27 protein-coding genes are annotated in these 26,895 nt (G+C 45.0%); 9 read left to right on the forward strand and 18 right to left on the reverse strand.

Going from position 1 to position 26,895, the window contains the following annotated elements; translation table 11 throughout:
* Positions 1 to 145: 145 nt before the first annotated feature.
* The gene (locus ICC18_RS15655; protein ID WP_188175385.1) at positions 146 to 1,303 is read left to right on the forward strand and encodes a glycosyltransferase family 4 protein; all 1,158 of its coding nucleotides are present in this window, start codon (positions 146 to 148) and stop codon (positions 1,301 to 1,303) included.
* Positions 1,304 to 1,307: 4 nt separating this feature from the next.
* Complete coding sequence (locus ICC18_RS15660) at positions 1,308 to 2,444, forward strand: glycosyltransferase family 4 protein (protein WP_188175386.1); 1,137 nt, start codon at positions 1,308 to 1,310, stop codon at positions 2,442 to 2,444.
* A 76-nt stretch (positions 2,445 to 2,520) separates the two neighbouring features.
* Here ICC18_RS15660 and ICC18_RS15665 read toward each other — a convergent pair whose 3' ends face one another.
* The 9 genes from ICC18_RS15665 to ICC18_RS15705 form a co-directional block, all read right to left on the reverse strand.
* The gene (locus ICC18_RS15665) at positions 2,521 to 3,330 is read right to left on the reverse strand and encodes a glycosyltransferase family 8 protein (RefSeq protein WP_188175387.1); all 810 of its coding nucleotides are present in this window, start codon (positions 3,328 to 3,330) and stop codon (positions 2,521 to 2,523) included.
* Positions 3,331 to 3,455: 125 nt separating this feature from the next.
* Positions 3,456 to 4,424, reverse strand: a complete 969-nt coding sequence (locus ICC18_RS15670; RefSeq protein ID WP_188175388.1) for an SDR family NAD(P)-dependent oxidoreductase — start codon at positions 4,422 to 4,424, stop codon at positions 3,456 to 3,458.
* The gene (locus tag ICC18_RS15675; RefSeq protein ID WP_188175389.1) at positions 4,421 to 5,224 is read right to left on the reverse strand and encodes a hypothetical protein; all 804 of its coding nucleotides are present in this window, start codon (positions 5,222 to 5,224) and stop codon (positions 4,421 to 4,423) included. The genes ICC18_RS15670 and ICC18_RS15675 overlap by 4 nt, the downstream gene beginning before the upstream one ends.
* Positions 5,225 to 5,246: 22 nt before the next feature.
* Positions 5,247 to 6,020: a hypothetical protein gene (locus tag ICC18_RS15680; RefSeq protein WP_188175390.1), complete on the reverse strand. Its 774-nt coding sequence runs from the start codon at positions 6,018 to 6,020 to the stop codon at positions 5,247 to 5,249.
* Positions 6,021 to 6,119: 99 nt separating this feature from the next.
* Entirely contained in the window at positions 6,120 to 6,893 is a 774-nt protein-coding gene (locus ICC18_RS15685; RefSeq protein ID WP_188175391.1) for a hypothetical protein, read from the reverse strand.
* 19 nt (positions 6,894 to 6,912) lie between these two features.
* Complete coding sequence (locus ICC18_RS15690) at positions 6,913 to 7,686, reverse strand: hypothetical protein (protein WP_188175392.1); 774 nt, start codon at positions 7,684 to 7,686, stop codon at positions 6,913 to 6,915.
* Positions 7,687 to 7,701: 15 nt separating this feature from the next.
* Positions 7,702 to 8,865, reverse strand: a complete 1,164-nt coding sequence (locus ICC18_RS34560; protein ID WP_188175393.1) for an enolase C-terminal domain-like protein — start codon at positions 8,863 to 8,865, stop codon at positions 7,702 to 7,704.
* On the reverse strand, positions 8,862 to 9,995 hold the full coding sequence (gene glf, locus ICC18_RS15700; protein ID WP_188175394.1) for a UDP-galactopyranose mutase: 1,134 nt from the start codon (positions 9,993 to 9,995) through the stop codon (positions 8,862 to 8,864). Before glf ends, ICC18_RS34560 begins: the two co-directional genes overlap by 4 nt.
* Before the next feature lie 133 nt (positions 9,996 to 10,128).
* Positions 10,129 to 10,887 carry a glycosyltransferase family 8 protein gene (locus ICC18_RS15705; RefSeq protein WP_188175395.1) on the reverse strand — a complete coding sequence of 253 codons (759 nt, stop codon included), beginning with the start codon at positions 10,885 to 10,887 and terminating at the stop codon, positions 10,129 to 10,131.
* 310 nt (positions 10,888 to 11,197) lie between these two features.
* Here ICC18_RS15705 and ICC18_RS15710 point away from each other — a divergent pair, with 310 nt between their 5' ends.
* Genes ICC18_RS15710 through ICC18_RS15720 form a run of 3 tightly spaced genes read left to right on the forward strand, consistent with a single transcriptional unit; the run spans position 11,198 to position 15,366 of the window.
* A complete protein-coding gene (locus tag ICC18_RS15710; protein ID WP_188175396.1) occupies positions 11,198 to 12,517 on the forward strand; it encodes a UDP-glucose dehydrogenase family protein in 1,320 nt (439 codons plus the stop codon).
* A gap of 40 nt (positions 12,518 to 12,557) precedes the next feature.
* Positions 12,558 to 13,424 carry a UTP--glucose-1-phosphate uridylyltransferase GalU gene (gene galU, locus ICC18_RS15715; protein WP_188175397.1) on the forward strand — a complete coding sequence of 289 codons (867 nt, stop codon included), beginning with the start codon at positions 12,558 to 12,560 and terminating at the stop codon, positions 13,422 to 13,424.
* A gap of 25 nt (positions 13,425 to 13,449) precedes the next feature.
* A complete protein-coding gene (locus tag ICC18_RS15720; protein ID WP_188175398.1) occupies positions 13,450 to 15,366 on the forward strand; it encodes a DUF707 domain-containing protein in 1,917 nt (638 codons plus the stop codon).
* Positions 15,367 to 15,440: 74 nt separating this feature from the next.
* On the opposite strand, the gene ICC18_RS15725 is transcribed toward ICC18_RS15720, so the two are convergent.
* From ICC18_RS15725 to ICC18_RS15760, 8 genes are all read right to left on the reverse strand, one after another.
* Positions 15,441 to 16,037, reverse strand: a complete 597-nt coding sequence (locus ICC18_RS15725; protein ID WP_188175399.1) for a serine/threonine protein kinase — start codon at positions 16,035 to 16,037, stop codon at positions 15,441 to 15,443.
* A 164-nt stretch (positions 16,038 to 16,201) separates the two neighbouring features.
* The gene (locus ICC18_RS15730) at positions 16,202 to 17,335 is read right to left on the reverse strand and encodes a hypothetical protein (RefSeq protein ID WP_188175400.1); all 1,134 of its coding nucleotides are present in this window, start codon (positions 17,333 to 17,335) and stop codon (positions 16,202 to 16,204) included.
* A gap of 78 nt (positions 17,336 to 17,413) precedes the next feature.
* Positions 17,414 to 18,274, reverse strand: a complete 861-nt coding sequence (locus tag ICC18_RS15735; protein ID WP_188175401.1) for a dTDP-4-dehydrorhamnose reductase family protein — start codon at positions 18,272 to 18,274, stop codon at positions 17,414 to 17,416.
* Positions 18,271 to 19,260: a polysaccharide biosynthesis protein gene (locus ICC18_RS15740; RefSeq protein ID WP_188175402.1), complete on the reverse strand. Its 990-nt coding sequence runs from the start codon at positions 19,258 to 19,260 to the stop codon at positions 18,271 to 18,273. Before ICC18_RS15740 ends, ICC18_RS15735 begins: the two co-directional genes overlap by 4 nt.
* Positions 19,250 to 20,344: a non-hydrolyzing UDP-N-acetylglucosamine 2-epimerase gene (wecB, locus tag ICC18_RS15745; protein ID WP_188175403.1), complete on the reverse strand. Its 1,095-nt coding sequence runs from the start codon at positions 20,342 to 20,344 to the stop codon at positions 19,250 to 19,252. Before wecB ends, ICC18_RS15740 begins: the two co-directional genes overlap by 11 nt.
* Before the next feature lie 16 nt (positions 20,345 to 20,360).
* A complete protein-coding gene (locus ICC18_RS15750; protein ID WP_188175404.1) occupies positions 20,361 to 21,314 on the reverse strand; it encodes a GDP-mannose 4,6-dehydratase in 954 nt (317 codons plus the stop codon).
* Complete coding sequence (locus ICC18_RS15755; protein ID WP_188175405.1) at positions 21,311 to 22,021, reverse strand: sugar phosphate nucleotidyltransferase; 711 nt, start codon at positions 22,019 to 22,021, stop codon at positions 21,311 to 21,313. The genes ICC18_RS15750 and ICC18_RS15755 overlap by 4 nt, the downstream gene beginning before the upstream one ends.
* A 13-nt stretch (positions 22,022 to 22,034) precedes the next feature.
* On the reverse strand, positions 22,035 to 23,021 hold the full coding sequence (locus ICC18_RS15760; protein ID WP_188175406.1) for an SDR family NAD(P)-dependent oxidoreductase: 987 nt from the start codon (positions 23,019 to 23,021) through the stop codon (positions 22,035 to 22,037).
* A 222-nt stretch (positions 23,022 to 23,243) separates the two neighbouring features.
* On the opposite strand from ICC18_RS15760, the gene ICC18_RS15765 reads away from it, so the two are divergent.
* The 4 genes from ICC18_RS15765 (at position 23,244) to ICC18_RS15780 (ending at position 25,486) form a co-directional block, all read left to right on the forward strand.
* Positions 23,244 to 23,960: a glycosyltransferase gene (locus tag ICC18_RS15765; protein WP_188175407.1), complete on the forward strand. Its 717-nt coding sequence runs from the start codon at positions 23,244 to 23,246 to the stop codon at positions 23,958 to 23,960.
* 167 nt (positions 23,961 to 24,127) lie between these two features.
* Positions 24,128 to 24,841, forward strand: a complete 714-nt coding sequence (locus ICC18_RS15770; RefSeq protein ID WP_188175408.1) for a hypothetical protein — start codon at positions 24,128 to 24,130, stop codon at positions 24,839 to 24,841.
* 38 nt (positions 24,842 to 24,879) lie between these two features.
* The gene (locus tag ICC18_RS15775) at positions 24,880 to 25,272 is read left to right on the forward strand and encodes a hypothetical protein (RefSeq protein ID WP_188175409.1); all 393 of its coding nucleotides are present in this window, start codon (positions 24,880 to 24,882) and stop codon (positions 25,270 to 25,272) included.
* A 13-nt stretch (positions 25,273 to 25,285) separates the two neighbouring features.
* Positions 25,286 to 25,486 carry a hypothetical protein gene (locus tag ICC18_RS15780; protein ID WP_188175410.1) on the forward strand — a complete coding sequence of 67 codons (201 nt, stop codon included), beginning with the start codon at positions 25,286 to 25,288 and terminating at the stop codon, positions 25,484 to 25,486.
* Between the two features lie 16 nt (positions 25,487 to 25,502).
* Here the strand turns inward: ICC18_RS15780 and ICC18_RS15785 are convergent, their stop codons facing one another.
* Entirely contained in the window at positions 25,503 to 26,807 is a 1,305-nt protein-coding gene (locus tag ICC18_RS15785; protein WP_188175411.1) for a glycosyltransferase, read from the reverse strand.
* Positions 26,808 to 26,895: the final 88 nt, after the last annotated feature.

The raw sequence follows: 26,895 nt of genomic DNA on the forward strand, positions 1-26,895 counted from the left end.
TGATGCTTGTAATGATAGGGCAAACCAATTATTTTCAAGAATAAATATTTTGGTAGTCTAACATATGAACGCTTTTATTATTTTTGAATAGAATAAACTAGATTATGGAGTTAGCAATCTCAAGTTAATGAATGGAGCTGACAAGATGAGGATCGCATTTATTTGTACAGAAATGTCACCCGTACCCTCTATTAGAGGAGGGGCCATTCAAATATTTATTGATGGGGTAGCTCCCTATTTAAGTGGTAAACATGATTTGACTATTTTTTGCATCGCAGACCCCAATCAAGCTGATCGAGAAGAAGTAGATGGGGTTACCTACATTCGCATTCCGCGCAAAAAATATGTGACTGGTGTTGCTAAAGAGCTAGCCAAACAACATTCCACTAAACAAGCTTATCAAGTGATCCATGTGTTTAACCGTCCCGAAAATATATTAAAATACAAGACTGCTACGCCAAGTAGTAACTTTATTATTAGTTGTCATAATGAAATGTTCAGAAAAGAAAGAGTATCTGATGAAATGGGGGAGCTGTCTATAAGATTGGTCGATAAAATAATGTTAATCAGTGACTACATTGGATCAACAATCGTCCAACGATTTCCTTCTGCCGCAAGTAAGATGCATACCATATATTCGGGGGTTAATTTAAGGCGTTACAAACCAATATGGCAAGATTCAATCCAATCCGAACGAAAAAAACTTCGCAAAAAGTATGGTGTGAACAATAAAAAAGTAATTTTATTTGTTGGACGGCTATGCAAGGCTAAAGGTACTGACATTTTGATCACAGCGATGAAGAAAGTGATTCAGAGTCATCCGAATGCCGTTTTGGTGATTGTAGGGAGCAAATCGTTTAGAGATCATCGAGTGAATGATTACGTTGTAAACCTCCGTCAGCTAGCCGAATCTCTCGGAAAGAATCGGGTAATATTTACAAACTTCGTTCCTCCTAGTGAAATGCCATCCCTTTTCCTGTTAGGGGATATATTCGTATGCAGCTCGCAATGGCAGGAACCATTAGCTAGAGTCCATTATGAAGCGATGGGGGCAGGACTCCCAATCATTACTACAAATCGTGGAGGAAATGCTGAAATTATTCGACATAATAAAAACGGCATCGTACTTAATGACTATAGTAATCCTCAAGCTTTTGCGGACTCAATTTCCAATCTCTTATCTAATCCGGAAAAAGCTTTAAAATTGGCTAAAGCAGGCAGGAGGTTCGTTGAAAAAGACTTTGGTTTTGAACACGTTGCTAAGCGTTTGGAGAATTTGTATCTTTCTATAAAGGATGAATGACGATATGAAGATCGCCTTGATTAACTCGGATCTTTTGCCTTGTCCGCCTATCCGGAGCGGAGCGGTTCCGTTGCTAATTCACAGTATTGCCCCGATTCTGGCACGCCTGGATAATACTGTTACGGTTTTTTCCATTCAAGATCCTTCTCTGCCCAATTACGAAATGATTAATCATGTTGAGTTTATTCGCTTTGACAGGGGCCAATATATTGAGGAAGTGCTGCAGCATTTGAATAAGCACTTTTTTGACATTATCCAAGTTTTTAACACACCACGTTGGATACTTCGTATTAAAAATGCATCGCCCCAATCCCGATTGACGTTATCTCTTCACAACTTAATGTTAGGGGAAAGACTTGGTGATAACGAATCCCGCAAGGTAGTTGAAACTATTGATTATATGATTACCGTGAGTAAATTTGTCGCTCAGCATGTAGTGAAACAATACCCAGCTGCTTCCGGCAAGATGACTGCACTCTATACTGGAGAGAATGCTTCCCGTTATACTCCTCATTTTAGCAATCAGGGACGAGTAGTTGCGCTACGGATGAAGCGGCAGTTAGGAATTCCCGATCATTTTCAAGTTGTTCTATTTGTAGGGCGTCTTGAAGCTAAAAAAGGCTGTCATTGCCTGATCGAAGCTATGAAAATGGTAAGAAAACAACATCCGGAAACAGCCTTGGTTATTGTAGGCAGCAAGTGGTTTGGGGATTTATCGGTAAACCCATACATTAGAAAAATTCAGCGAAGGGCAAGGCAGGTATCCAAGTATATTTATTTTACAAATTTCCTGCCGGTCAACGGACTTCCCGACTATTATACAATGAGCGATGTATTTGTTTGCCCCTCCCAATGGCAAGAGCCGCTCGCTAGAGTTCATTACGAAGCAATGGCTGCCGGCTTACCGATTGTGACTTCAAATAGAGGAGGTAATCCGGAGGTCATAGCGCATGGTAAGAATGGTTTCGTGAATAATCAATATGACAAACCCGAAGCCTTTGCTAAATATATTAATAAGCTATTAAAAGATAAAAGGCTGCGAGAAAAAATGGGGAACATTAACAAAAAACTAATAAAAAATAAATATAACTTTGAGCAGTATGCTTTAAAATTAACGAGACTGTATAAGAAGATAAAATGAGGTCAACCAGTATGAAGTGGTTGACCTTAGTATTTACTCCAAAAAATAAGGTTAATCAGTTTCTCAGCCCAATCTCTCATTCTTTCTTTTTAGTCCGATTTATGGACCATCCTGTCGTTTTCAAATAATTAAAGTACTCTTTTTGAAGTGGATGACCATGGTTCCATGGCTTTCTTCGACGAGTATAATGAATGATGGCCGGTTTAACACCAGGATGGGTCTTGATATGAGATGTCGAATAATTCCACTTCGTATCTAATTTAAGCCATTTATCGTGAAGAACAACATTTAATGCTTCTTGATCCATCGTGATCAGATCGTTCGAGTTGGTTGTAATGAATTCAAGCACTTTATTGGATATGTCATGTTCTCTCCATTTTTCCGGATTTATCAAAAGCACACCGGAATTGAAAAACCGCGCTTCGCTTGGAAGCTGGAGTATACTTTTTCGGGTTTCATCATTTTTAGCAAAAGCTTTTTCACCTGCCGCCAAAAAATGATTATCGATATTGGTATTCCACAATTTTCTGATATCCTCTTTAACGATAATGTCACAGTCCATATAAAGCACTTTCTTAATATCCTTATCTAACAGATGTGGAATTACAATCCGGTAATAAGCTTGTCTGCTAATATGATGCCTTTCTTTAAACCCATCGAATAACGAGCTGTTGACTTTTAAAAATTTAACGTCGAGGTTGAACTTTTTTACAACTCTTTTTAAGTTTTTCTTTTTTTCAGAGGAAAGGTCCCCGTCAATGATGTAAATGCGGATCATAGATTTATATGTTGCGTTTTTCAGCAAGGAATTTAACATAACACCGAGAGGTTTGGCATACTTGTCGTTCGTTGCTGTTATGATATGAACTTGTTCTTTTTTCATCATTTACCTCCCTTGTATATCATTCGAGTCTCTTTATATTTATATGAATGGATTCATAGGGAGGGCTGGCTGACAATAACAATAAAATAAGGCCAGCCTGCAAGGGTGACCTTATTCGTTCTTCATACTCAAGGAAGGAGCGATTCTTCTTCACGCAGCCACTCTACAAAATGTTTAATGCCTGTTTCCAGATTCGTCGAAGGTGAATAACCCAGCATGGACTGGGCTTTATGATAATCGGCCCATGTTTTGGGGACATCACCGATTTGCAACGGCTGCCAATCGATTAACGCTTTCGTATTCATTGCGTCCTCAAGTAAATGCACTAAGGCCAGCAAGCTGGTCGGATTATCATTGCCTAAGTTAAAAGCCTCGTAGTCTCGCGCATGCAGTTCCATCGATTTGCGAATACCCGAAACAATATCGCTCACATAGGTATAGTCCCGGCTCGTTGTTCCATCGCCGTACAATGTAATCGGTTCGTTCCTGGCCATTTTCCTGGCAAATTTATGAATAGCCAGATCAGGTCTCTGTCTCGGGCCATAGACGGTGAAAAACCGCAGAGCCGCTATCGGCAAACCGAAGCAATGGCTGTAGCTTTGGCATAATGCTTCTCCGGCTGCTTTCGTCGCCCCGTAAGGTGAAGCGATCTTTAAGGTAGGACCGCTTTCGGAGAAAGGGACTTCTTCATTTAATCCGTAAACCGAGCTGGATGAAGCGAAAATGAACTTAGAGACGCCATTTTTCACGGAAGCATCTAGCAGATTGACCGTACCTGCCAGATTCACATCCACGTATTCGTGGGGGATTTCCAGAGATGGACGAACCCCTGCCTTTGCAGCTAAATGAACGACAATCTCGGGTTTCCATTGTTCGAAGATATGTTCCATACGGTTCCTATCCCGAATGTCCGCTTCCACTAATTCATAGTGAGGCGAACTGAGGTGGCCGCTTATATTCTTTTCTTTCACTTTGCGATCGTAGTAATCGTCAAAGTTATCAATGACTAGAGTTTGCATACCGTCCGCCAGGAGCGTGTCGACCAAATGACTGCCGATAAAACCCGCACCGCCTGTAACCAGCACCTTGCTTTTCATGAATGTCCCTCCGTGTCCTTTGTGGTTTGCGAACTGCTGATCCATGCACGAACGGAATGATCTTTGATGGGATGCGCAAATATAGCTTCCGGAAGCCGTTTCGCGTCCTTAACTTCGTCTAAAGAGATGAAAGGACGATAACGGAAATACTTTCTGTACATGCGGGGGTATTCTTGACATTTTGCACCGCACTGCATCGCTATCGTCAAGTACAGCATTTCGCCCATGGAAATGACGCCCGTTTTATCGAGCAATCGTTCTAGGTGAGACTTATTGATTCTTCTCAGCATACGCTTAACGATCCGACGGCGATATACTTGCATCGGATTGAAAGTGCCGTAAAAAAACTCGCTTCGGAAGAACGGTTTCCAAAGGTGCCATTCTTTCCACATCCGCATGGCTGTTGTCCAGTTGCTTTTATCCGGGTACATCTCAACTTTGACCGCTTCTACCAGACAGTCGTAGCCATTCATCAATTGCTCCAGCAAGTCTTTAAATCCGTGGTTGATAAACATCACGTCGGATTCTGTGTAGACCAAATATTCATAGGAGATATGGGCTTCCTCAAGCCAGGCCATAACGTCATAGAAAAATCGACCCGTTTTCCCGGCTTGTAAAGGTCTGCTGGACGTGCAGTACAAAACATTTTCGCTTTTGCAGACAGCTTTCCCGAAGTCAGGATCGTTACCGCCGTTATAGAGAACGATAAGGGTGTCGTTAGGGTTGTACTCGCGAATATTTCTTACCTGCTGTAGCAGAGCTTCTTCATCCTTGTGTGCCAATAAGGCAAAACAAATCATGACCGTACCTCCTAAATGATGGCTATTGCTCGCAAATCCAATTCCGGACGTCGGCATCCTTGACGGGATGCACGAACATCACATCGGGGTTGCGCTTTGCCTCTTTAGCTTGATCCAGTGAAATCCGATTGTAGACCCGCAAATATTCAATACTTTCCTTCGGATAAGGGCGAAGTTTTCCGCCGACTTTTTTGGCGACCGTGATATAGAGCATTTCACCTAGGGCGTAAACGTTGGTCTTCGCCAGCAGTCTCTCCAGGTGGCCTCTGTCGATAAAATTTAGCATGCGTTTAATAATGTCATGGCGATATACCTGCATCGGATTGAAAGTCCCATAGAAGTTGGTTTTCTGAAAGAAAGGTTTCCAATCGTCCCATTCTCGCCACATGGTCTTACCGGGTATCCAGGATGTAGATCGTGGACTGGTTAAGTGTCGTATCATTTTACCCATACAATCGTAACCATCCATATGATGTCGAATAAATCTTTCAAAACCATGCCCGACGAAAAAAACATCGAATTCCATGTACACCAAGTAATTATAACGAACTTTCGCATCTTCCAGCCATCTCATGACATCATAGAAAAACCGGCCCGTTTTCCCCCTCTGCAAGGGTTTGCTGTAGGGGCAATACATGACATGTTCTTTTCTACAAACCTCTTTGCCGAAGTTACGATCTTCACCGCCGTTATATAGAACAATTTTGACGTCTCTGCTCGTATATTTGCGAATATTTCTAATTTGCTGCTGAAGAGCATGTTCGTCCTTATGGGCCAGTATTGCAAAGCAAATCATGATTTGGACCTCCTAAGATGAATTGGGGTCCCCCGCAAAGTATCCGGAATATGTTTCAGAGCTTGACGTCACTTTGTGGGGAGTGCGTTCCCGAATCCGTTATTGCTCGCAAATCCAATCGCGGACTTTTGCATCTTTAACGGGATGGAGGAACATGATTTTGGGGTTGCGTTTCGCCGTTTTGGCTTCTTTAAGCGTAAATGCCGGTCTAAACCGTAAATGTTCCTTGATAATATCGGGGTAAGTTTGGCATTTTGCCCCGCTACTCATTGCTAAGGTAATATAGAGCATTTCGCCTAAATGTCCAAAGTTTGAGCTGATAAACAGTCTTTCCAAGTGGTCTTTATCGATCCCGGCCAGTATTTTTCTAACCGTGCCATGGCGGTAGACCTGCATCGGATTGGAAGTACCATAGAAACTATCGCGTTTGAAGAAAGGCTGCCAATGATGCCATTCTTTCCACATTGTTTTGGCGGGTGCCCACACGGCAAGGCCGGGGTTCGTCTCATATTTAAGCAATTTGACCATACAGTCGTAGTTCTTCATTTCTTTGCGAATAAACGGTACGAACCCATCGTTGATGAACATGACGTCGTATTCCGTATAGATCAAATATTCGTAGGAGATTTTGGCTTCTTCGAGCCATCGCATAATATCGTAGAAACAACGGCCTGTTTTTCTTGGTTCAAGAGGTCTGCTATAAGGGCAGTACAAGACGTTCTCCTGTTTACATACCTTTTTGCCGAAGTCCTTGTTCGTTCCGCCATTATATAAAACAATTTTGGCATCTTTGCGGGTGTACTTGCGGATATTTTTGACTTGCTTCAGAAGTGCTTGCTCATCTTTGTGCGCTAATAACGCAAAAACAATCATGATCCCGGGCCTCCTACATCTAGTGCTCCCATATCCATTTCATGACAGCACGATTTTTTACGGGGTGAACGAACATGACATCGGGTCTGCGCTTCGCATCCTGGACTTCTCTTAATGTGAGTTCGGGTCTGAAGCGCAAGTATCGCAGATCCGAATTGCGGTGATCCAGGCATCTGGCGCCATATTTCTTGGCTAAGGTGACATAGATCATTTCACCCAAGCAGCGAATGTGGGTCGATCTGAATAAGCGTTCTATTTGGCCTCTGTTGATGCCGGCGAGCATTTTTCTGACAATGCCATGACGATAGACGGACATTGGGCTGGAAGTTCTAAAGAAATGATCCAAATGGAAGAACGGTCTCCAATCTTTCCATTCGGCCCACATCAATTTAGCCGGGTCCCAAGTTGCCTTCTGTGGATCGGTTTCTTTTTTCACAAATTTCAACAAGCAATCATAGCCTTTCATTCGTGACTCGAGCATTTCACGAAAGCCCCTACCCACGAACATGATGTCGTATTCCAGATAAACCAAGTACTCGTATCTGATTTTTCTTTCTTCCAGCCATCTCATGACGTCATAGAAAAACCGGCCGCTTGATCTCTGCGTCAACGGTTTGCTATAGGGACAGTACAGCACATTCTCTTCCCTGCAAACCTTTTTGCCGAAGTCCCGATCCGGTCCGCCGTTATAAAAAACGATGAATGCGTCTTTGGGATTATATTTACGGATGTTTTTTATTTGCTGGCGAAGCGCTCCTTCGTCTTCATGCGCCAATAAAGCGAAGCAAATCATAATGAAAGACCTCCATTATTTTAGGCTTTGTACTGACCAACCTTGTTCCTGCACCGATTTAACAAAGTGGCTGTCATCCAGATGAAGGCCGAAACCGGCTGCTGCGGGAACGTGCACTTTGCCTTCAACGATAGCGTAGCCGGGCGCTTCCAAGCCGGGAACCCGTACTTCATCCCACTCAATGGTCAGAAACCGCTCCAGTGCGGTTGCGACATGGCAGGATGCGTAGTTGCCGTAAGGGCCTCCATAATTATGAGGCGCTTGTTTGACAATTGTGCCCCGCAGCTCGTCACCCAATCGGAGCAATTTGTTAAATCCATGGAAACGAATATCGAATTGAAGAATGTCAATCAATCCATTCTTGGCCCAACTGACGATCGAAGGAGCAACGGTAAGTCCCTCCCCGTCGGCAATCATGACATGGAGTCCCTGTTTATCCATCCACTGTTTCAAATCTTCATAAAGAATGGGATCCTCATAGAACGGTTCTTCGATGAAGGTGATGTTCACGTCAGCTGTGGCACCCAGCACTTCTTTGGTCAGGTTCAGATTATAGCTGTTGTTGGCATCGATCATGATTTGAGCATCAGGCCCGAGCGCTTTGCGAAAACCTTTAATAATCTCGATGTCCCGTTTCATTCCCCTGTACATGGGCATGTGTCTCGCTCCGCGACCTACTTTGATTTTGAAAGCCCGGTGGCCGGCTTGCCATCCTTCCAAAGCTTTCATCTGCATCCATTCCACGGCTTCGGCATCGTCGTCCAGATGAAGGTCGTCGAAGTAAATCGTGGCATCGTAGCAGGGAACGATGGGGGGACTGCCGACATTGTTCCCTTCGCCGATATCAAATAGAGCGTAAACAGGTTGATTCAACATATGTCCCAGCCAATCGAGCAACGGGTATTCGATTCCGTAATAAGCAGGCTTTACTCTTCCTTCCGGCGTAAACAAGTCTTTGACTTCCGTACCGATCCAAGCTTCGGCTTGCGTTCTGGAAATCGCGGACCAGCCAAATCCCGTTTGTCCTGCTATCGAAATCCGTACAAGATCAAGGGGCATGGATTTCCCATGCCGGCCTTTTCTTGCATTGCACCCGATATCTCGCCATCTTTCGCCCATGAGCCGACAACTCTCGATCCGATCAATACGCCATCCGGACTCTAGCATTGAAGGAATCACTTGCTTTCCTCCCCTAAGATCGTGTCTTTGAACAACGTTAATGCGCGAGCTACCGCTTGGTCCATGTTGTAATATTTGTAATCGCCCAGTCTACCGGCAAACAGCACTTTGTCTTTGATTTTCTCGGCTTCTGCCTGATAAAGTTTGTAACGTTCTTTGTTTTCATCTCTTGGAATCGGATAGTATGGATCGGTCTTACCTGCGATGTATTCTTCGGGGTAGACATATGATATTGTCGTTTTTGGCGACTTTTGGCCGGTTAGATGCTTCTGTTCTAGCACACGCGTATAGTCGTACTCCAATCCGTAGTTGACGGTCCCTACTTCCTGGTGATATTCCTGATCCAAATTCTCGAATTCAAAGCGCAAGGTCCGATAGGGAAGCTCGCCATGCATATAGTTGAAGTAAGCGTCGATCGGTCCTGTATAAATCATGCGTTTAAACTCGATTTGATCCATGATCTCATGGTAATCGGTGTTCAGGAGCAGTCGAATGTTGGGGTGCTTCAGCATGCGCCCAAAGAGCGGCGTGTAACCATGCTTGGGCAAGCCTTGATATTTATCCTGAAAGTATCGGTTATCCCGGCTAATATAGACGGGAACCCGCGCTGTAACGGATTTGTCTAACTGCTCCGGATCGAGCTGCCAGTGCTTCATCGTATACTTGTAGAAAACATTTTGATAAATGTAATCAGCCAGAAAGCTGAGTTCTCCGCTTGCGCTTTCACGAAGCTTCAAGATGGGGACTTTGACGTTAAAACCAAAATGCTGAATAAGCAGCTCTTCGAGCTTTTCGGCGTATTTTTGAGGGAAGAGAGCGTATATGGAGTTTAAGTTGAAGGGGACCGGAACTTTTTTGCCGTCGACGACGACTCGGACTTCGTGGAAATAAGGACGCCACTCTGTAAACCGGGAAAGGTAATTCCAAACCATGCTGGAGTTGGTATGGAACGTATGAGATCCGTATTTATGAACTAAAATGCCATGTTCGTCGTAGCAGTCGTAGGAATTTCCGCCAATGTGATCTCTTTTTTCAACGACCAATACTTTCTGATCCAGTTGTGTTGCAATTTGTTCCGCTAATGTCGCACCCGTAAAGCCGGAGCCAACAATTAACCAATCCACTTTCATTAGGGCAAACCTCCTTAGCGTTTTCGGTAGAAAACTTGCTACGCACAAATGTAATACATTACATATATGAACAAGCAGAAGATCATGTATGGGTAACTGCCGAAAGCCTATGAAAAATAAAGCATAAGCCTCGCTAATCCCAGGGGGTTCTACGCAGGTATTTCATATATTCATCTTTAAAAGGAGGATTGCTGTTCCATGGCTTCCGGTTTGTCGTAAAGTGAATAATCGCAGGATTTCTCAAACCGCGATAACGGTGAACCTGGTAGTTCCAGGTGGGCTCCAATTTTCTCCACTTATCATGAAGAATCGCATTTAAAGCGTCCTGATCCATGAATTTAAGCTTATCGGGGTTATTTCTGCAAAAACGCAATAGCCTAAACACGATGTTATTTTCCCGCCATTTTTTCAGGTTGAGCAGAAGAACGCCAGCATTGAAATAATCCGCATTTCCAGGGAGTCCAAGCTCACGGGCTCTGATGCTGCCCGGGATTTTGACGGCCGCCACGAATTTATGGACTAAAGTTGTATCCCATAACTTGGTGATATCGTCCTTGATGATCATATCGCAGTCCAAATAGAGAGCCTTGTTAATTTCTCTGTCCAGAAGATTTGGAATCAGGATACGGTAATAGGTTTCCTTGCTAATGTTATAGTTCAGCTTAAAATCATTGAACATGGAATCATTAACCGCCAAATATTTGATCGGCACGTTGAATCTTTTCACAGACCTTCTTAGCTTTGCTTTATTTTGATCAGATATATTGCCATCGATCACATAAATATCAACAGGGTTCCTTGATTTCTTATTTTCAAGTAAAGAATTCAGCATGACGGCCAAATGTTTAATATAGCGATCATTGGTTGCTGTCACGATATGAAGTCGATCCAAGTCTATTCCACCCTTCTTTTTATTCGAAATCTGTTGATTGACAAAATCGTAGCTGATGTAAGATATGAGAAAAAATGAGTATATGCCTGTATGTCTGTCCGAACAACAATAAATAATGCACGAAGACTAGGTTAGCGTTGATTTTCAAGCTATTGGTTATCCGTCCGAGTTCCCAGATAGACAAGAAGCATACAATTTAGAAGGCGGTCATCACTGAAATTGCCAAATTGCAGCCGATGCTGGAGTCAGGAAAGTAGATGAAGCTTTGTTGAGAGGGTTAAAGAAATTTTGAAAGTTAAGGAGAGCGGCCATGAAGATATGCATGATTGGAACTGGTTATGTAGGATTAGTGGTTGGAGCTTGCTTTGCGGAGATGGGGCACCAAGTCATATGTGTAGATAACAATCCGGCCAAAATTACATCGCTGCAAAATGGACAAGTGCCTATCTATGAACCCGGCTTGGAACAACTGGTGGAACGAAACGTGCAAGATGGCCGGCTGAGCTTTTCGCTCGATTTGGCGCAATCCGTAGCAAGCAGTCAATTCATCTTCATTGCTGTAGGAACGCCGCCAGCAGAAGACGGATCTGCGGATCTTACTTACGTAATGAACGCCGTTCAGCAAATTGGCGCCAGCATCCATGCTTATGCCATTGTCATAACCAAATCAACGGTTCCTATCGGCAGCGCAGAACGGATCAGAGGCGTGATCCAAGAGGAGCTTATGAAGCGCGGACTTTCCGAATTGGACTTTGACATCGTATCAAATCCGGAGTTTCTAAGAGAAGGCGCAGCCGTTGAAGATTTCCTCCATCCGAATCGAATCGTCGTAGGGACTGACAATTCTAGAGCTTTGGAATATATGGAGAAGCTTTATTTACCGCTGACTAGCCAAGGTCATCCTCTCGTCCACATGGATATTGCCTCCGCCGAGCTTGCCAAGTATGCCTCTAATGCCATGTTAGCCACACGAATCAGTTTTATGAATGAGATTGCCGGCATCTGTGAATCCGTTGGCGCGGATATTGAATGGGTACGGCGGGGGATGGAATTCGATCATCGAATCGGCAGTTATTTCTTATCGGCCGGAGTCGGATACGGAGGGTCTTGTTTCCCTAAGGATGTCCGGGCTATTATTCAGAGCGCTACGGAACGCAATGTCCCTACGCACATATTGGAAGCCGTCGATAAAGTCAACCATAAGCAGAAGAAAAAATTGTACGAGATGGTCGTCAGCCACTTCGGCGAAGATTTATCCCGGCTCAAATTGGCGGTATGGGGTCTATCTTTTAAACCTGAAACCGACGATATTCGCGAAGCGCCGTCTATTGAGACTATTGAACTATTAAGACAACGCGGCGTTAACATTCAAGCGCACGATCCAGTTGCTTTGCAGAATGCGTACCAGGCTTTAGGCGAGGAGAATATCAAATACTTTACGAATCCCTATGAAGCTCTCATGGATGCGGATGCATTGCTGTTATTTACGGAGTGGAAGCAGTACCGATTTGCGGACCTCGGCCGAATAAAGAGTTTACTCAAGCAGCCGATTCTATTTGACGGCCGAAATTTATTCGACCCCGAGATGATGAAAGAAGAGGGCTTTGTCTACCAAAGTATTGGCAGATGAAGTGAATCTATCATAATCAAACAGAAGGATGATGGACAATATGAAGGTTCGCAAAGCGATAATTCCAGCAGCAGGTCTGGGCACCCGATTTTTACCGGCAACCAAAGCGATGCCCAAAGAACTGCTGCCGATCATTGATAAGCCTACCATTCAATTTATTGTTGAGGAGGCAGTGGCATCAGGCATTGAGGATATCATCATTGTGACTGGAAAAGGCAAACGGTCGCTTGAGGATCATTTCGACAACGCTTTTGAACTGGAATATCATTTACAGCAAAAAGGAAAGCTGAACATGCTGGAAAAGGTGCAGAAGCCGGCACAGCTCATCGATATCCATTATATTCGCCAAAAAGAACCGAAAGGTTTGGGTCATGCGATCTGGTGCGCAAGAAAGTTCATTAATGACGAACCCTTTGCCGTTCTATTGGGAGACACATTCGTGCAGTCCGAAGTTCCATGTTTAAAGCAGATGATCGATTATTTTGATCGCTATAAAACTTCCATCATCGGCGTACAGCCTGTCAATCCTAAAGATGTTTCGAATTATGGCATCATCGACGCTCAGCTATTGTATGATCAATTCTACAATATTACCAAGCTTGTAGAAAAACCGAAGCCGCAGGAAGCGCCGACAAACCTTGCTATGATCGGGCGGTATATTTTGACATCAGCGATATTCGATATCCTGGAGAAACAGGAACCGGGAGTCGGTCAAGAAATTCAGCTGACGGACGCCCTCTCGAAGCTTAATGAGCAAGAGGCCGTGCATGCCTGTGAAATTAACGGGACATGGCACGATGTCGGGGATCATCTCGGATATGTGAAGGCGACGCTGGCCTTAGCTACACAGAGGGAAGATTTAAAACATCATATCCTCGACTATCTGAGATTTATGGAGAAGAAATAATCAAGGGATATAAAGGAGGTTCGAAATGCCGCAATTTGAAGTCAAAGGCGATAAGCGGTTTCTTGTCATTGGCAGAGTTGGCGACACCTCACTTCACCAAGAATGGCTGCAACCTGCGAAGTATAAAAACTTCGATCTTTGTCTCAGTTATTTCGGCAGTACGCCAGGCCGATATGCGAAAGAATGCGACTTCTATCATGAAATACCAGGTTTAAAATGGCCTACGGTAAAGGATACGATTGCAGCTTTCGGAGATGGAATCTATCATTATGATGCAATCTGGATGCCGGATGATGATATAAGTGCAAATGCATACGATATCAATCGTATGTTTAAGATTTTTATGGAGCAGGGACTTGAACTGGCACAGCCGGCTTTAACGCCCGATTCGTATTTTGGGCATGGAATCACCGTTCAAAATCCTAACTACTTTTTGAGATACTCTCACTTTATTGAGCCTATGGTTCCTCTTTATTCCAGAGAAACATTTCAAAAGCTCTTGCCGACCTTTGAAAAAAGCGAATCCGGGTGGGGACTCGATTTTGTATGGCCCAAGCTGCTTGGATTTCCATACAAAAAATTAGCCGTCATCGACGATGTCACAGTCAAGCATACGAGGCGTGTGGGCGGCGGCGAACTCTATAAAAATATTTCCGGTTCGCAGTGGGACCATTTAAAACGCGTTACGGAAGAATATGAAGCGCCAGTTAATTTTCGAATGACCCATTATGACGGTATACCGGCAAGCAAACGAGTGATCTTCGCCATTCTGGGCCGCAAAGATGAGTGCGTTCTTGCCACGCAAATTGATAATATCCGCAAGTTCAATCCGGAAGCGGGCATAGTGCTCTATAACGGAGGCGACGATATCCAATTTGCCAAAAGCTTGAATGTTGCCCTATGTCCGTATGGTCACCATTTGACCGGTAAGCACGCAGCTCCATTCTTATGGGACGTGATGAAGTGGCTGGAAGAGAATAAGGTGAAATACGAATATCTGGTCAATTTGGATGACGAAATGCTCTTCGTTAAGCACGGATTTGAGAGCTACCTGAACGAAACGATGCAGGGGTTCGATTGTATGGGTTGGGATATGCAAACGAGCTCCGATGAGGAATCGATGCATACAAAGCCGATGCGGGAGGAGTGGGCCAAATGGGCCCACTTATTCAAGACCGATCACTTTATCCGTTATTTGAATCCGATTCAAGTTTACCGGCACCGTATTGTAAAAAAGATGCTTGCTTTTACAGGCATGTCCAAGATAGAGAACATGATAGACGAGAGCCAAGTAACAGCTTTGGAGGAAGTTTTGTTTGTGACATTGGCTGCAGCATGCGGCGGGAGATATCGGGAATTTCCGCGCGACCACGCTTTTAACGTGATGCGGCACGAGCGTGAAATCGAGCAAAATGAAGCACATCATGCGCAGCATCATCCTTATTATTACGCTGTGCATCCGGTAAGAGGAGACCGGCTGATCCATTTCAATGGTCAGTTGATGTCCGGAGGAATTCCTATGGAGGAACCGCAACAGGATGTACCGGTAGTTCATCAGGAACAAGCGCCAGCTGCAGAGGTGCATCCTGAACCGCAGCCTGAGCCGCAGGAACAACAGTATTATGCGCAAAACACGCCGACGCGCAGGCAAGTGTTCAGAAGGGTTATCACTAGGAAACGATTGGTAATAAGGAAGAAGAAATGGATTCGTAAAAAGCCGGTTTCTAAAAAGAAAATGGTGCTGAAACCCAAGAATAGACTTCTAAAACCGAAGACAAAAATGACAATAGTGAAGAAGTACAAAAAGAGGAGCGGGTTAATACAAAGGCCAGGTCCCAAAAAAGTTTCAACCGTAAAAAGGAACAGCTTGCGGAAGCCGCCTGCATTACGGAAACGCATCGTCAAGAAAGTTCAATCCCGTAAAATGAAAAAAGCGGCATAGTCATTATGAGGAACACTGTAACAAAGAACCTGGCTTCGTTTTTTTCTCTAGGTTCTTTGTTGCTAAATTTTTTTCTATAACTTATTAAAATCGATATTTTTTTGCCAGTCATCATATGAGTCTGGATCGATTTTCATAGCTTGTTCCAAGAATGTATTCAATAAACCCAATTCCTTTAGTTCAAGAAACATCGTTGGATTATATGGATCATTCATCGTGAGTCCATCTACATGATCGATTGATTTCAGCACATTTCCTTTTGTTACAATAAAATGCGTGAGCGTGGTCTTAATCCGAATAAATCCAATTCGCTTAAGTTGCTTTCGAATCATTATGATTTGTTTCGTAATCGATTCGGATATACTTTTCGTTTCTTTTAGATGATCTTTTAAATTGGGACCTACTAAATATTCCATAATTACATAGTTTGATCCGACTTCATATAATCTCGGAACAAAAGGAAGTTTCTTCGCTGCTTTGAGTGCATCCCCTTCTTTTGCTGCATCGCTTCGTTTGACATAAATTTTTACGCAACGATCCTCACTAAGCTTAAATACGGCACCTTGAACGCCGCGCCCAATCATTATTAATTTTGTTGGATTATGAATAACAATCTTATTTTTACCATTCTCCTTTATTTTTTTAAATTTGATTAGTTTAAAATCATCCATCTCATCTATCACCTTTCCTATCGTTGGATAACTATGATCTATTATATGAAAATATTGAATTGTTGCTGTAGATTTTCAACCATTTATCATAATTATATACATAGGCATTAATTGATAAATAATTAAGTGAGGATGGAGCTACGGAAGTTGGGCAACAAAAGAACCTAGCGGCGTTTTTTCGCTAGGTTCCTTGATATCGCATGTTTTCGCTTCTTTTTCGGTATACTTTTCGTGGTTTTTTTTCTTTTTTTTATAACCCGTTTAGCATTCTTACATATAAAGTTTTTACGGATAACATTCTTTTTTCGTTTGGCCTGCATGTAGAGGGAGCCGTTCCTATTGGGGATACGTGTTATAGGTTGTATTGGTTCTACCTTCTCATCAAGCTGCTGTTGGCCAGCAGGTCCCTCTACCGACATTGTACGCAGTTGTTGGCTCAACGTTATCAATTCTTCTCCCTTGATTGGATGAATCCAATAGTAATAAGGATTTTGCCTGGATTGAAGCACATTTGCGAAAGTGATATTCGCTCCCCAATGCACCATGTCATTATACTCACTACCCTCAGGGTATTCCCGGATCCTGCCGCCGCAAGCCAACGCTAACGTGACAAAAAACACTTCCTCCAACGCAAAAGTCTTAGAGTTCACAAGCATCTGATCTACAGTAGCGTGATCAACATAGGAGAGCATGCGGCGGACAATATCATGCGTGTATACCTGTCCGGGATTGAAATAACTAAGAAAATGATCTGTCTTGAATACGGGTTGCCATTTATGCCACTCGCGCGACATACCCCGAATAGGGAGCGAGTCCGGGTGCTCGTGTGAATTTTGAAGCCTCCAGCCCATACAATCGGATTGGGCCATTCTTTCGTCCAGGAATGTTTCAAACCCATGCTTAACGAATAACATATCATGATCAAGATTCATTAGATATTTGTATTCGATATGGAGATCTTCAAGCCACTTCATGACTTCCCACAAAAATGGGGCTAGATTTCCATATTTTAACGGATGGCTATACGGAAACTTGCAAACGTTTAAATGTTTTGCGAAATCCTGATCCGGACCGCCATTATACAGAACAATACCGGCATCAGGGTTGTAAAATCGGATATTATCCAACTGAGCCGCCAAAACCTCTTCGTCTTGATGAGCGAGCAGCGTGATAATAAAGCGTTTTCGGGCAAGGTCTTCGCAGGATGCATTCAATTCCAAAGTGGCACTCACCACCTTTCGAATTTCAAGCCATGATTGTAACAGATCCAGTATTAATAGCGTATTGTTTTTGTCCATGCAATATGCAATCCGTGTTCAAGAAGTTCAGACAAAAAGCCGGTTAAACCCTTGATACAAGGATTTACCGGCTTCTAATCATTGCGGATACGAGTACACCCCTTGGCCATGCCGATCCATCCATTCTTTTAGTTCAAAGATCATTTGCGCATAGGGAGGAACGGCATAAGAGAAATCCGCTCGTGTCGAGACCAGGCTTTTGTCGGATTGGATATCGTCGTTGGCCAATATGTTGACTGACTGATGATGAAACTGCTGCTGCAGCAAAAGCAACAGCTCGTATTTGGAAAGTTTTTGCCGGCCTGACAAGTGCACAAGCCCCTGTATCGGTTGTCCGAGGCACCAATCAATGGCCTTTGCTAATTCCAGCGTAGTGACGCCGTTCCAGAACACTTGGCGATACCCCTGAATGTCGCCTGATTGCCGCATAAACCAATGAAAGAGACCGATGCCGTTTTGTTTTAATTCAGGTCCGATGATCGAGGTTCGAAACGTAATTGTTTTTGGACCGGTTACCTCGCCGAGACTTTTGGTCTTGCCGTAGATCGATATGGCATCAGCGGGATCGGTTTCCGTATAGTCCCCTCGCGAGCCTGAGAATACGCAGTCTGTACTAATATGAACAAGACGGAAATCGTACGATTCCGCAAATTGTTCGAGTACATGCGGGAATAAACTATTTACATAAATGGCTTCAGCCTGCCTGAGTCGAGTCTCGTCATTGAGCAAGCCTACAGCATTAACTACAACATCAGGTCTTAGACGATCAAGGAGCTGTTTTACACCGGCCGCATCCCGAACGTCCAGAGCTACCGCTCGTGAATCTGTCTGGGAAGCAGCCCGTACGGTAGACCAGACTTCGCACGCAGGTTGTTGCATAAAATATTGCTTCAAGATATGTCCCGCCATTCCGTGACCGCCAATAATGAGCAGCTTCAAGGAAGAAATCCTCCTTTTTCAAGCATGTCTTGGATTTCGTCCAATGTCATGAGCGAATCGTTGGAGGCATATTGGGTTAACGTCGATTTGGGCAAATGGTTGTAGTGGTTATAGAGAGCAGGAGCGGCATTCGAAGGAAGGATGACAAAGTATTTTTCGTTATACCGGTAAGAGAAGGGGATTTCATGGCCGGAAATCAGCACTTCATGCAGCTTCTCGCCGGGACGAATGCCGACTTCCTTCACAATCCTTTTTTGATTGGACAATTGCCGGATTAAGACCTCGGCTAAGTCGCAGATTCGGCAAGCGTTCATTTTCATGACAAAAGTTTCTCCGCCTATTGCCGCTTGCGCTGCCTTTAACAGGAGGTCGATGGCTTCCGAGAGCGTCAGGAAAAAGCGCGTCATTTCTTTATCCGTAAGCGGAATGTCCTCGCCCTGCAATATCAGGTTCTTGAAGAAAGGAACCACGCTGCCGTTGGTGCCAAGCACGTTGCCGCCCCGAATGCATACAAAGCGGGTGTCGGTGCTAAGCTCATTGGCCCTGATCATCAGCTTCTCTCCGAGAGCTTTGGTCATTCCATAAAAGTTAATCGGGTCAACCGCTTTATCGGTTGAAACATCGATGACCTTTTTCACCCGGTTTCGAATGCTTGCCCGTATTACATTTTCAGTTCCTTTCACGTTCGTTTTCAGTGCTTCATCAGGTTGAGCTTCGCAAACGGGAACGTGCTTAAGGGCAGCCAGATGGAATACATAGTCAACGTCTCTGCAAGCTTCGTCCACCGCTTCCTGATCCCGGACGTCGCCAATGATGAATTTGAGCAGGGGATTGAATTGAAAGTCGCGCTGCATCCGTACCTGGGTAAATTCGTTGCGGGATAATATGCGAATTTCTTTCGGCTGTTCCTCTAGCAGCTTGCGCGTAAGCTCTTGTCCCCAAGATCCGGTCCCCCCGGTAATGAGAACGGTTTGATTATGAAACATAGCTCTGTCCTCCCAGCACAATATTGACAACCTTGGCGGATACATGCGGATCCAGATAGCCTTCCGGACAAGTCCATGTATGGCGCGTTTGCAGCATCAGTTTGACGCTTGCGGCGATCCGCTGCGGAACCAGTCCGGAAAGCAGATTGCTGCCGCAGATCAGCGTTTCGGGCCTTTCGGTACTCTGTCTGATGGTGACCGCCGGAATGCCGAGAATACAGCTTTCTTCCTGGACAGTGCCGCTATCCGTTACGACACAGGCTGCATGAGCTTGCAGCTTCAAAAAGTCAAAAAAGCCGAAGGGCGGCAGGAATTGAATAAGCGGATTGGCATTCAATCCTCCGAGTTTTTGAAGCCGGTCTCTCGTTCGCGGATGCGTGCTGCAAATGATGGGGAAGCGCAAGTCGTCGGCCAGAAGCTGCAGCCCGCTGATAATTTGCCGCAATCGCCCTTCATCATCGACATTTTCGGCACGGTGGGCGGTCACGAGAATATAACCTTTTTCTTCTAATCCCAGATGATCGATAATGGTGCTTGTGTCAGCCTGCTCCTTATAATGCTGCATGACTTCATAAATGGGGTTGCCCGTCATCCAAATCCGATGTGGAGGCACCCCGTCGCGAAGCAGATTCTCCCGGGCACCGGGCGTATAAGGCATATTGCAGGTAGAGATGGCGTCGATGGCTTTCCGGTTGATTTCCTCGGGTACGCGCGTATCGTAACAACGATTTCCGGCTTCCATGTGATAGACGGGTACCCCATGTCTTTCCCCGATGATCGCCGTAAGCGCACTGTTGGTATCGCCCAGAACGAGCATTCGATCGGGCTTCTCCTGGAGAAGCACTTTCTCGACTTCAGCGAACATTTGCCCGATCTGCTGACCGACAGTCTGAGCCTGATACTTGATATGGACATCGGGATTGCGAATTCCCATCTGTTCGAAAAAAACGTCGCTTAAGGAACGGTCATAATTTTGTCCCGTATGCACGAGAATATGAGAATCGGCAAACTGATCGAGTTTGGCGATCACCAGGCTTAATCGGATGATTTCAGGACGTGTTCCAAGAACCGTCATGATCTTCATGGCGCAGGTCTCCTTCTTATTCGAGGTTGCGGTAGTAATTCAAGGTATCCACTATCGATTGTTCAAGGGGGATACTTGGTTTCCATGCCGAAGCGGCTATCAGCTTGCTATTGTCTCCTTGAACGACAGAGGCCTCATTAGTGCGAATCAAGCTGTCATCGACGGATACTTCGAACGGAACAGCGGCATGGCGTATGAGCAGACTGATGATGGTACTGATTGGGTAGGCGGTACCGCTGCATACATTGAATATGCTGCCAGGGGCTGCGGGAGCCAGCTCTAAGAGAGAGAAGTAGGCGGCGACCGCATCGCGGACATCAAGAAAGTCCCGCTCTACCTTCGTGTTTCCGACGATCAGATTAGGAGGGAGAAGCCCTTTCTCCATCAAAGCAACCCGTCGGGTCAGTTGCGCGCATACGCCAGCTCCATGTCCGGGGCCGATTAAGTTGAACGTTCTTGCCACAAGGGTCGGAATCGAATAAACAAGTCCGTACATCTGCATCAAGGATGTCATCACATGCTTGCTCCAGGCGTAGGGGCTTATTGGGAGAAGCGGCGAAGATTCCGTTAAAGGCCCGGTTTGAAGCGCATATTCATAAGCGGTTCCCACAGCCAAGAAACCTTTGAGATTCTTTGTTTGCGCAGTTCGTACCGCTTCCAGGACGTTCAATGTACCCCAGCTATTTGCTTGCAGGCATTGAACCGGATCGGCAAATGAAGTGCTTACGTCGTTAGCGCCGGCAAGATGAATGATATGCGTAACCGATTCATTTTGAAGAAGCTGCTTGATGGCCGATGGATTCAGAACATCGCAAGATGCATAGGTTAGGCGGGGGTGCTGAACGAGACAATCGGCGCTGCGCCCAATTCCTAGTACGTTCATATTGCGGTCCAATAAATAGGCAGCCATATGCTGGCCGATGAATCCATTAATCCCTGTCAGAAGGACGGTCGGAGGTGCTGACATCATTGCTCACCCGGCAGCAGTACCGATTTGAGCAGATTATATTCCTCGTTAGCCCGAGTATAATCGGAGGGACGCCCGATATCGAGCCAAAAATCGTTGTTTTCATAATGACGAACCTTCTCGTTAGCAGCTAATAAGGCATGTATCAAATCAGGAATATCGAAATACTGATGGTCTGGAATATAGTCGATAACCGCTGGATTCATCATATAAATGCCCATGCTCACATAAGCCGATTGGGAAGGTTTTTCTATGAAGTTGGTTACATAATCGTCCTGTGTTTCCAAAACCCCAAGCTCTATAGGAATTCCTTTCTTTTGCGAAGCAATGGTAAGCAAACTGCCGCCTTTCATATGAAATTCCCTAAATCTAGCAAAATCCAACGTCGTTAGTACATCACAATTGATAACCAAAAATGGGCCTTCCAAGCGGTTCAGACTCTTGATTGCGCCAACTGTGCCCAACGGCTCGCTTTCGACATGATAGGTGATAGAAACGCCCCGGGAACTGCCATCCCCGAAATAAGTTTGAATGAGTCCCGATAAGTAGCCGCATGCCATCGTGATCGAGGTAAAACCGTAATGCCGGAGTTGTTTGACAATTATCTCCAGTATGGGCTGCTCTCCAACAGGCAATAATCCTTTTGGCAGTACTTTGGTATAAGGAGCCATGCGCATGCCCTTACCGCCTGTCATTATTACGACTTCCACAGGAATCATCCCCTTATACAACATATTCATCCGGACGGTATAACTCAGGATGTTCTCTTATCCATTCGATCGTTCGCGTTAAGCCTTGCACTAAAGTGACGCTAGGTTTCCAGCCCATGAGCGTCGCCGCTTTGCTGCTATCGGAGAATAGACGGTCTACCTCGCTTTTCTCGGGACGTACCCGTTCACTCTCTACACGTACAGGCAGATCCCGGCCAACGATTTGTTTAACCGTATCGGCCAGCTCGCCGATCGATATTTCCGCCCCGGATCCGGCGTTAATGACTTGCCCGATCGCTTCGTCGTGGACGGCTGCACGAATAAAGGCGCATGCGGTATCTTCGACAAAAGTGAAATCCCGTGTGGAAGTTAAATTACCAAGGACAATTTCCGATCTATGCAGAGCTTGATTAATAATGGTAGGAATAACTGCTCTCATCGATTGACGGGGCCCATATGAATTGAAGGGACGAACCGTAACGACAGGCAGCGCATATGAGCAATGGAAGCTTTCTATGACTTTATCCGCTCCGATTTTACTGGCTGAATAGGGAGATTGACCTTGCAGCGGATGCGTCTCATCCATGGGCACATAACGGGCGCTCCCGTAAACTTCGCTTGTCGATGTGTGGATGAGTCTAGGGATCCCTAAATCCAAGGCGGCTTGGGCGACATTGAGCGTGCCGATAACATTCGTGTGCACAACATCGGTCGGGTGTAGATAGGAATAAGGAATGGCGATTAATGCGCCTAAATGAAAGATCGTATCGACCCCTTTGGCAGCCTTATAGACGCCATGAGGATCTCTTAAATCTCCCTTAATGACTTCAATCTCCCGTTGTACATCACTAGGCAGCGTATCGAGGAAGCCACGCGTATTCGTTGAGTTATATCGAATAAAGGTTCGAACCTTCGCCCCTTCGCTAACGAGCTGATGAACGAGATGACTTCCGATAAAACCGGCGGCACCCGTCACCAACACATGCTTACCACTGATCATGAACTGAATCACTCCTTTTCAACATATGGTTACAATGTATTCTTGCAATAGATGGATGTAGTGGACTATCCCCCACCATAAAGGGAAAAATAGGTAATAAAACCAAAGTCTTTACATTTGGTCACCCGATATCGCTATAAAACTAATCCATGTAAGGAACATAAAGAGGCTGAAACCAATAAGATAATGTAGCTTTTCCATATGTACAAGGAGGGAAACTATATGAATCCGCTGGTTTCAATCGTCATTCCTTTTTATAACTGCGCGTATGTTGACCAAGCGATAGAGAGTGCACTCAGTCAAAGCTATTCGAATATTGAAATTATCGTTGTCAATGACGGTTCTACACGACATGTTGAAAGAGTCAGACCCTATCTGGGGCGAATCGTTTATCTCGAAAAAGCAAACGGGGGAACGGCGAGCGCATTAAATGAGGGGATCAGACATGCTTCCGGACAATACTTCACGTGGCTTAGTTCCGATGATCTCTATGATCCGGACAAAGTGGCCAAACAATTGGCCTATATGCAAAAGCTTGGCGCTTCAGTGAGCTATGGAGCTTATTATCATATAAATACCAATAACCAAATTATTATGGGTGGAGCTGCAGGTATAAGCTTCCCGACCAGGCAGCAATTTATCAAAATGATGCAAGGAGGTTGTTTCATTAACGGATGTACGGTGATGCTGAATATGGATGTATTCAAGCAAGTCGGATTGTTTAATGAAACTCTGAAATACACCCAAGACTATGATATGTGGATGCGTGTTTTGCACAAATATAACTTTTATTACTTAGGTGAACCGCTTGTTCTGTATCGCGTCCATGAAGAGATGGGCAGTCAGAAATTCGCTTCTTCAATCATGAAAGAAATCCATAAAGTGCAGCAGACTTACCGTAAATCGCTGGATGAGGTGATTCGCAATGAAAGCCGCTAACCATCTGCTTGTCCTATTCATATTATCCGCCTATAAATATAACGATAGATACCCAGATTCATATTTTTAGGTTCGAGTCTAGGACGAGGGTCTACGCTGATGAGTAGTATAGGAGTGTGGGAAAACCCAATAATTACAAATACAGGGAAAATACTTGGAGGTGCGCTATGGCGGGTTTAAAAAAACGCTGCGTGGTTAAGAGAACCATCCGTGTCGTATGCCCGGATGACTGCAACACAAAGTCGAAATCTTGTTCTCTCAAGAAGAAAGGCAAGAAAAAGAAATGCTTGGGTCTTAAGAAGAAACTAAGAAAAAGACCAATCAGAGTCACACGGCCAAATATTAACGTGCAGACGCCGGCTCCGACCGTGAACGTATCTACCCCACCGGCAGAGGTAAATGTTCAAACGAATCCTCCGGCTGTTCATGTGACTACTCCTCCGCCTGTAGTAAATATCGAGACGCCGAAGCCTGATGTACACGTAAATATCGAGACGCCGAAGCCTGATGTGCACGTAAACATCGAGACGCCAAAGCCTGATGTGCACGTAAACATCGAGACGCCAAAACCCGATGTGCACGTAAATGTAGAGTCAGCCAAACCTGAAGTGAAAGTAAATATTGATTATCCAGAAGATGAGTGCCTAGAAGAGTTAAGAGAACAGCTCAGGGAATATAGAGGGGAAGAAATTCAAGTTCTCTTTGCGGGCGGCGCAGGTTCGGGAGGAGAACCGCCGAACAGGATAGGGATCCTGGAGTCCGTCGGTAAAGGGACATTTACCTTACGTCCGACAACCGCGAATGATATGGGTCAGGTTGTTATCTATTCGATTTGTCAAATCGTCGGATTTAGACCGAGTATAGCTGTCTCAACTCCATAAGGTTTTATAACTGCCCATAATGAAGGAGGCTATATCAAATGCCTGATATTGTAACGATTATATCTGGTAACAGTTATTCGACAAACGGCTGTATCATTAACTGTTTTGACGCAACTATAGATTTTCCCGGACTCGAGATCGGCGCTAGACTAACACCCGTTCTAGCATCTTTAATGGAAGCTGGATTTGAAGTATATGATTATGATGGCAACGGTAACGTAACGACTTTCTTTCTAGTTCGTGGAACGACTCCCGGCTGTAATCCTTTAAGGGCAGTCCAGGGACGCCTTAATAATGAGATTACCGTAACAACAGGAGCTGGAACGGTAAGCGGCAGGCTTATATTCATTGGATCCAATGTGATAGAGATCCGTGAGTCTACAGGAGATCTTGTGCTCATACCGGATTCCAGCATCGAGGCAGTCATTTAAAGGAGGAGAATCTATGTCTTTCGCGGATTTGCTAGCCGGATTCATCGGCAGTACGGTTGAGGTATTTTTGACGAATCAATTGTTTATAGGGACATTGGAATCGGTTGAAAGTTGTATCTTTACCATACGTACGAATAACACCTATTACTATGGTCCGTCAGTCACCGTGACGATCGTGGCAGACGAGGTGCAATACGTTCGTGTGATCGTGTAAGATGGATCGGAGGAATTCATGTTGCAGATGAATCTCCTCCGCCCCCCCGGTTTACAACCATTTGTCCCCGCATCCATTCCGCCCAACGCGTATATTTATCCGAATTTTGATGCGTAATACTAGAGGAGCGCAGTCTTCTATGGTAGAGAGGTTTGGGGACACGGCTTATTTTATAGGCATGTGATAGACGCAGGATGATTGCAAAATCCTCGTATAACCTTCCTCCGTATGGATCATCGACCGACCAACCGTTTATGCTGCGCAGCGATTCCACCAGGTAGCATCTTGGAGCTAATGGCACCGCCCCGCTAAGAAGCGTTTCCGCCTGGAAATCGTTAGGGGCTTTACATATTCCCCCATAAATAAGTTGCTTACGCGCTCTTTCCGTCCACTCATAGTGGTCGCCGTACAGTAATGCCGTTTCGGGCTTTGCCTCACGCGTATAGGCTAATAGAGTTTGAATGCTATCCGGAGGAAGCCAGTCATCGGCATCCAGCTCAAGCAGCCACGGAGCCTCAGTCTTAGTTAAGGCTATATTTAAACATCGAGACTTGCCCAGATTCATTGCATTCGTAACGATTCGAATCCGCGGATCTTCCGGCAAGGCACTCAGCTTTTGCTGCGTCATGTCGGTAGAGGCATCGTCCACGATGATGAGTTCCCAATCAGGGATACTTTGCGCAAGTACGCTTCGTATAGACCAAGGCAAATAGTCTACGTTATTGAATGTGCATATCACGATACTGATGAGCGGTGAAGGCTTTGTTATGGGAGCCGTGGCAGCAGTCCCGGTTTCCAGTATAGGCCGGACCAATTCCCACTCTTCCTCCATCTTGCGCCACGGAGGGATCTTGTCAGTTTGCGGCTGCCACCATTGACTTCGGAAGGTTCCCCACTCCCACCTCTTGCTGATCTGAAGCATTTTATCGGTGAAAATATAGGAGTCAAAAGGCATTTGATCTCTTTCAGGGAAGCAGGTTCTGCCGGTTGATCGCATCGCATTCGTTCTCCAGACCAGCGGGTCGAAAGGAATATCTTTTCTCGCTGCCTGCGGTCCGCGTTCATAGATGAGACCTGCACAATGCTCAGGCAGAGATGCAAGTTGACGCTCCAATTCGGATATGAAATGGCTGTGCAGCAAGTCTCCCGCCTGAAGCGTGATAAAGAAAGGTTCTTCATAATCCTGAAGATGATCATTCATGATAGATGCGACATTGTCATTTATGATTACGATCGTCCATTCTGAAGCGATATGCGCTAAATTCGCTTTTGTAGCTTCTGCAGAAGCATGATTGGACGATCCGAGAACGAAGACAAGCATGCGTGCAATACCCCCATTGTCAGCAGGTTCACTGCTATCCTATGCGGATGACGGGTTCTCTGTTCTTCACTATTTCTATATATGTATA

The organism is Paenibacillus sedimenti, from assembly GCF_014534655.1.
Classification (GTDB): Bacteria; Bacillota; Bacilli; order Paenibacillales; family NBRC-103111; genus Paenibacillus_E; species Paenibacillus_E sedimenti.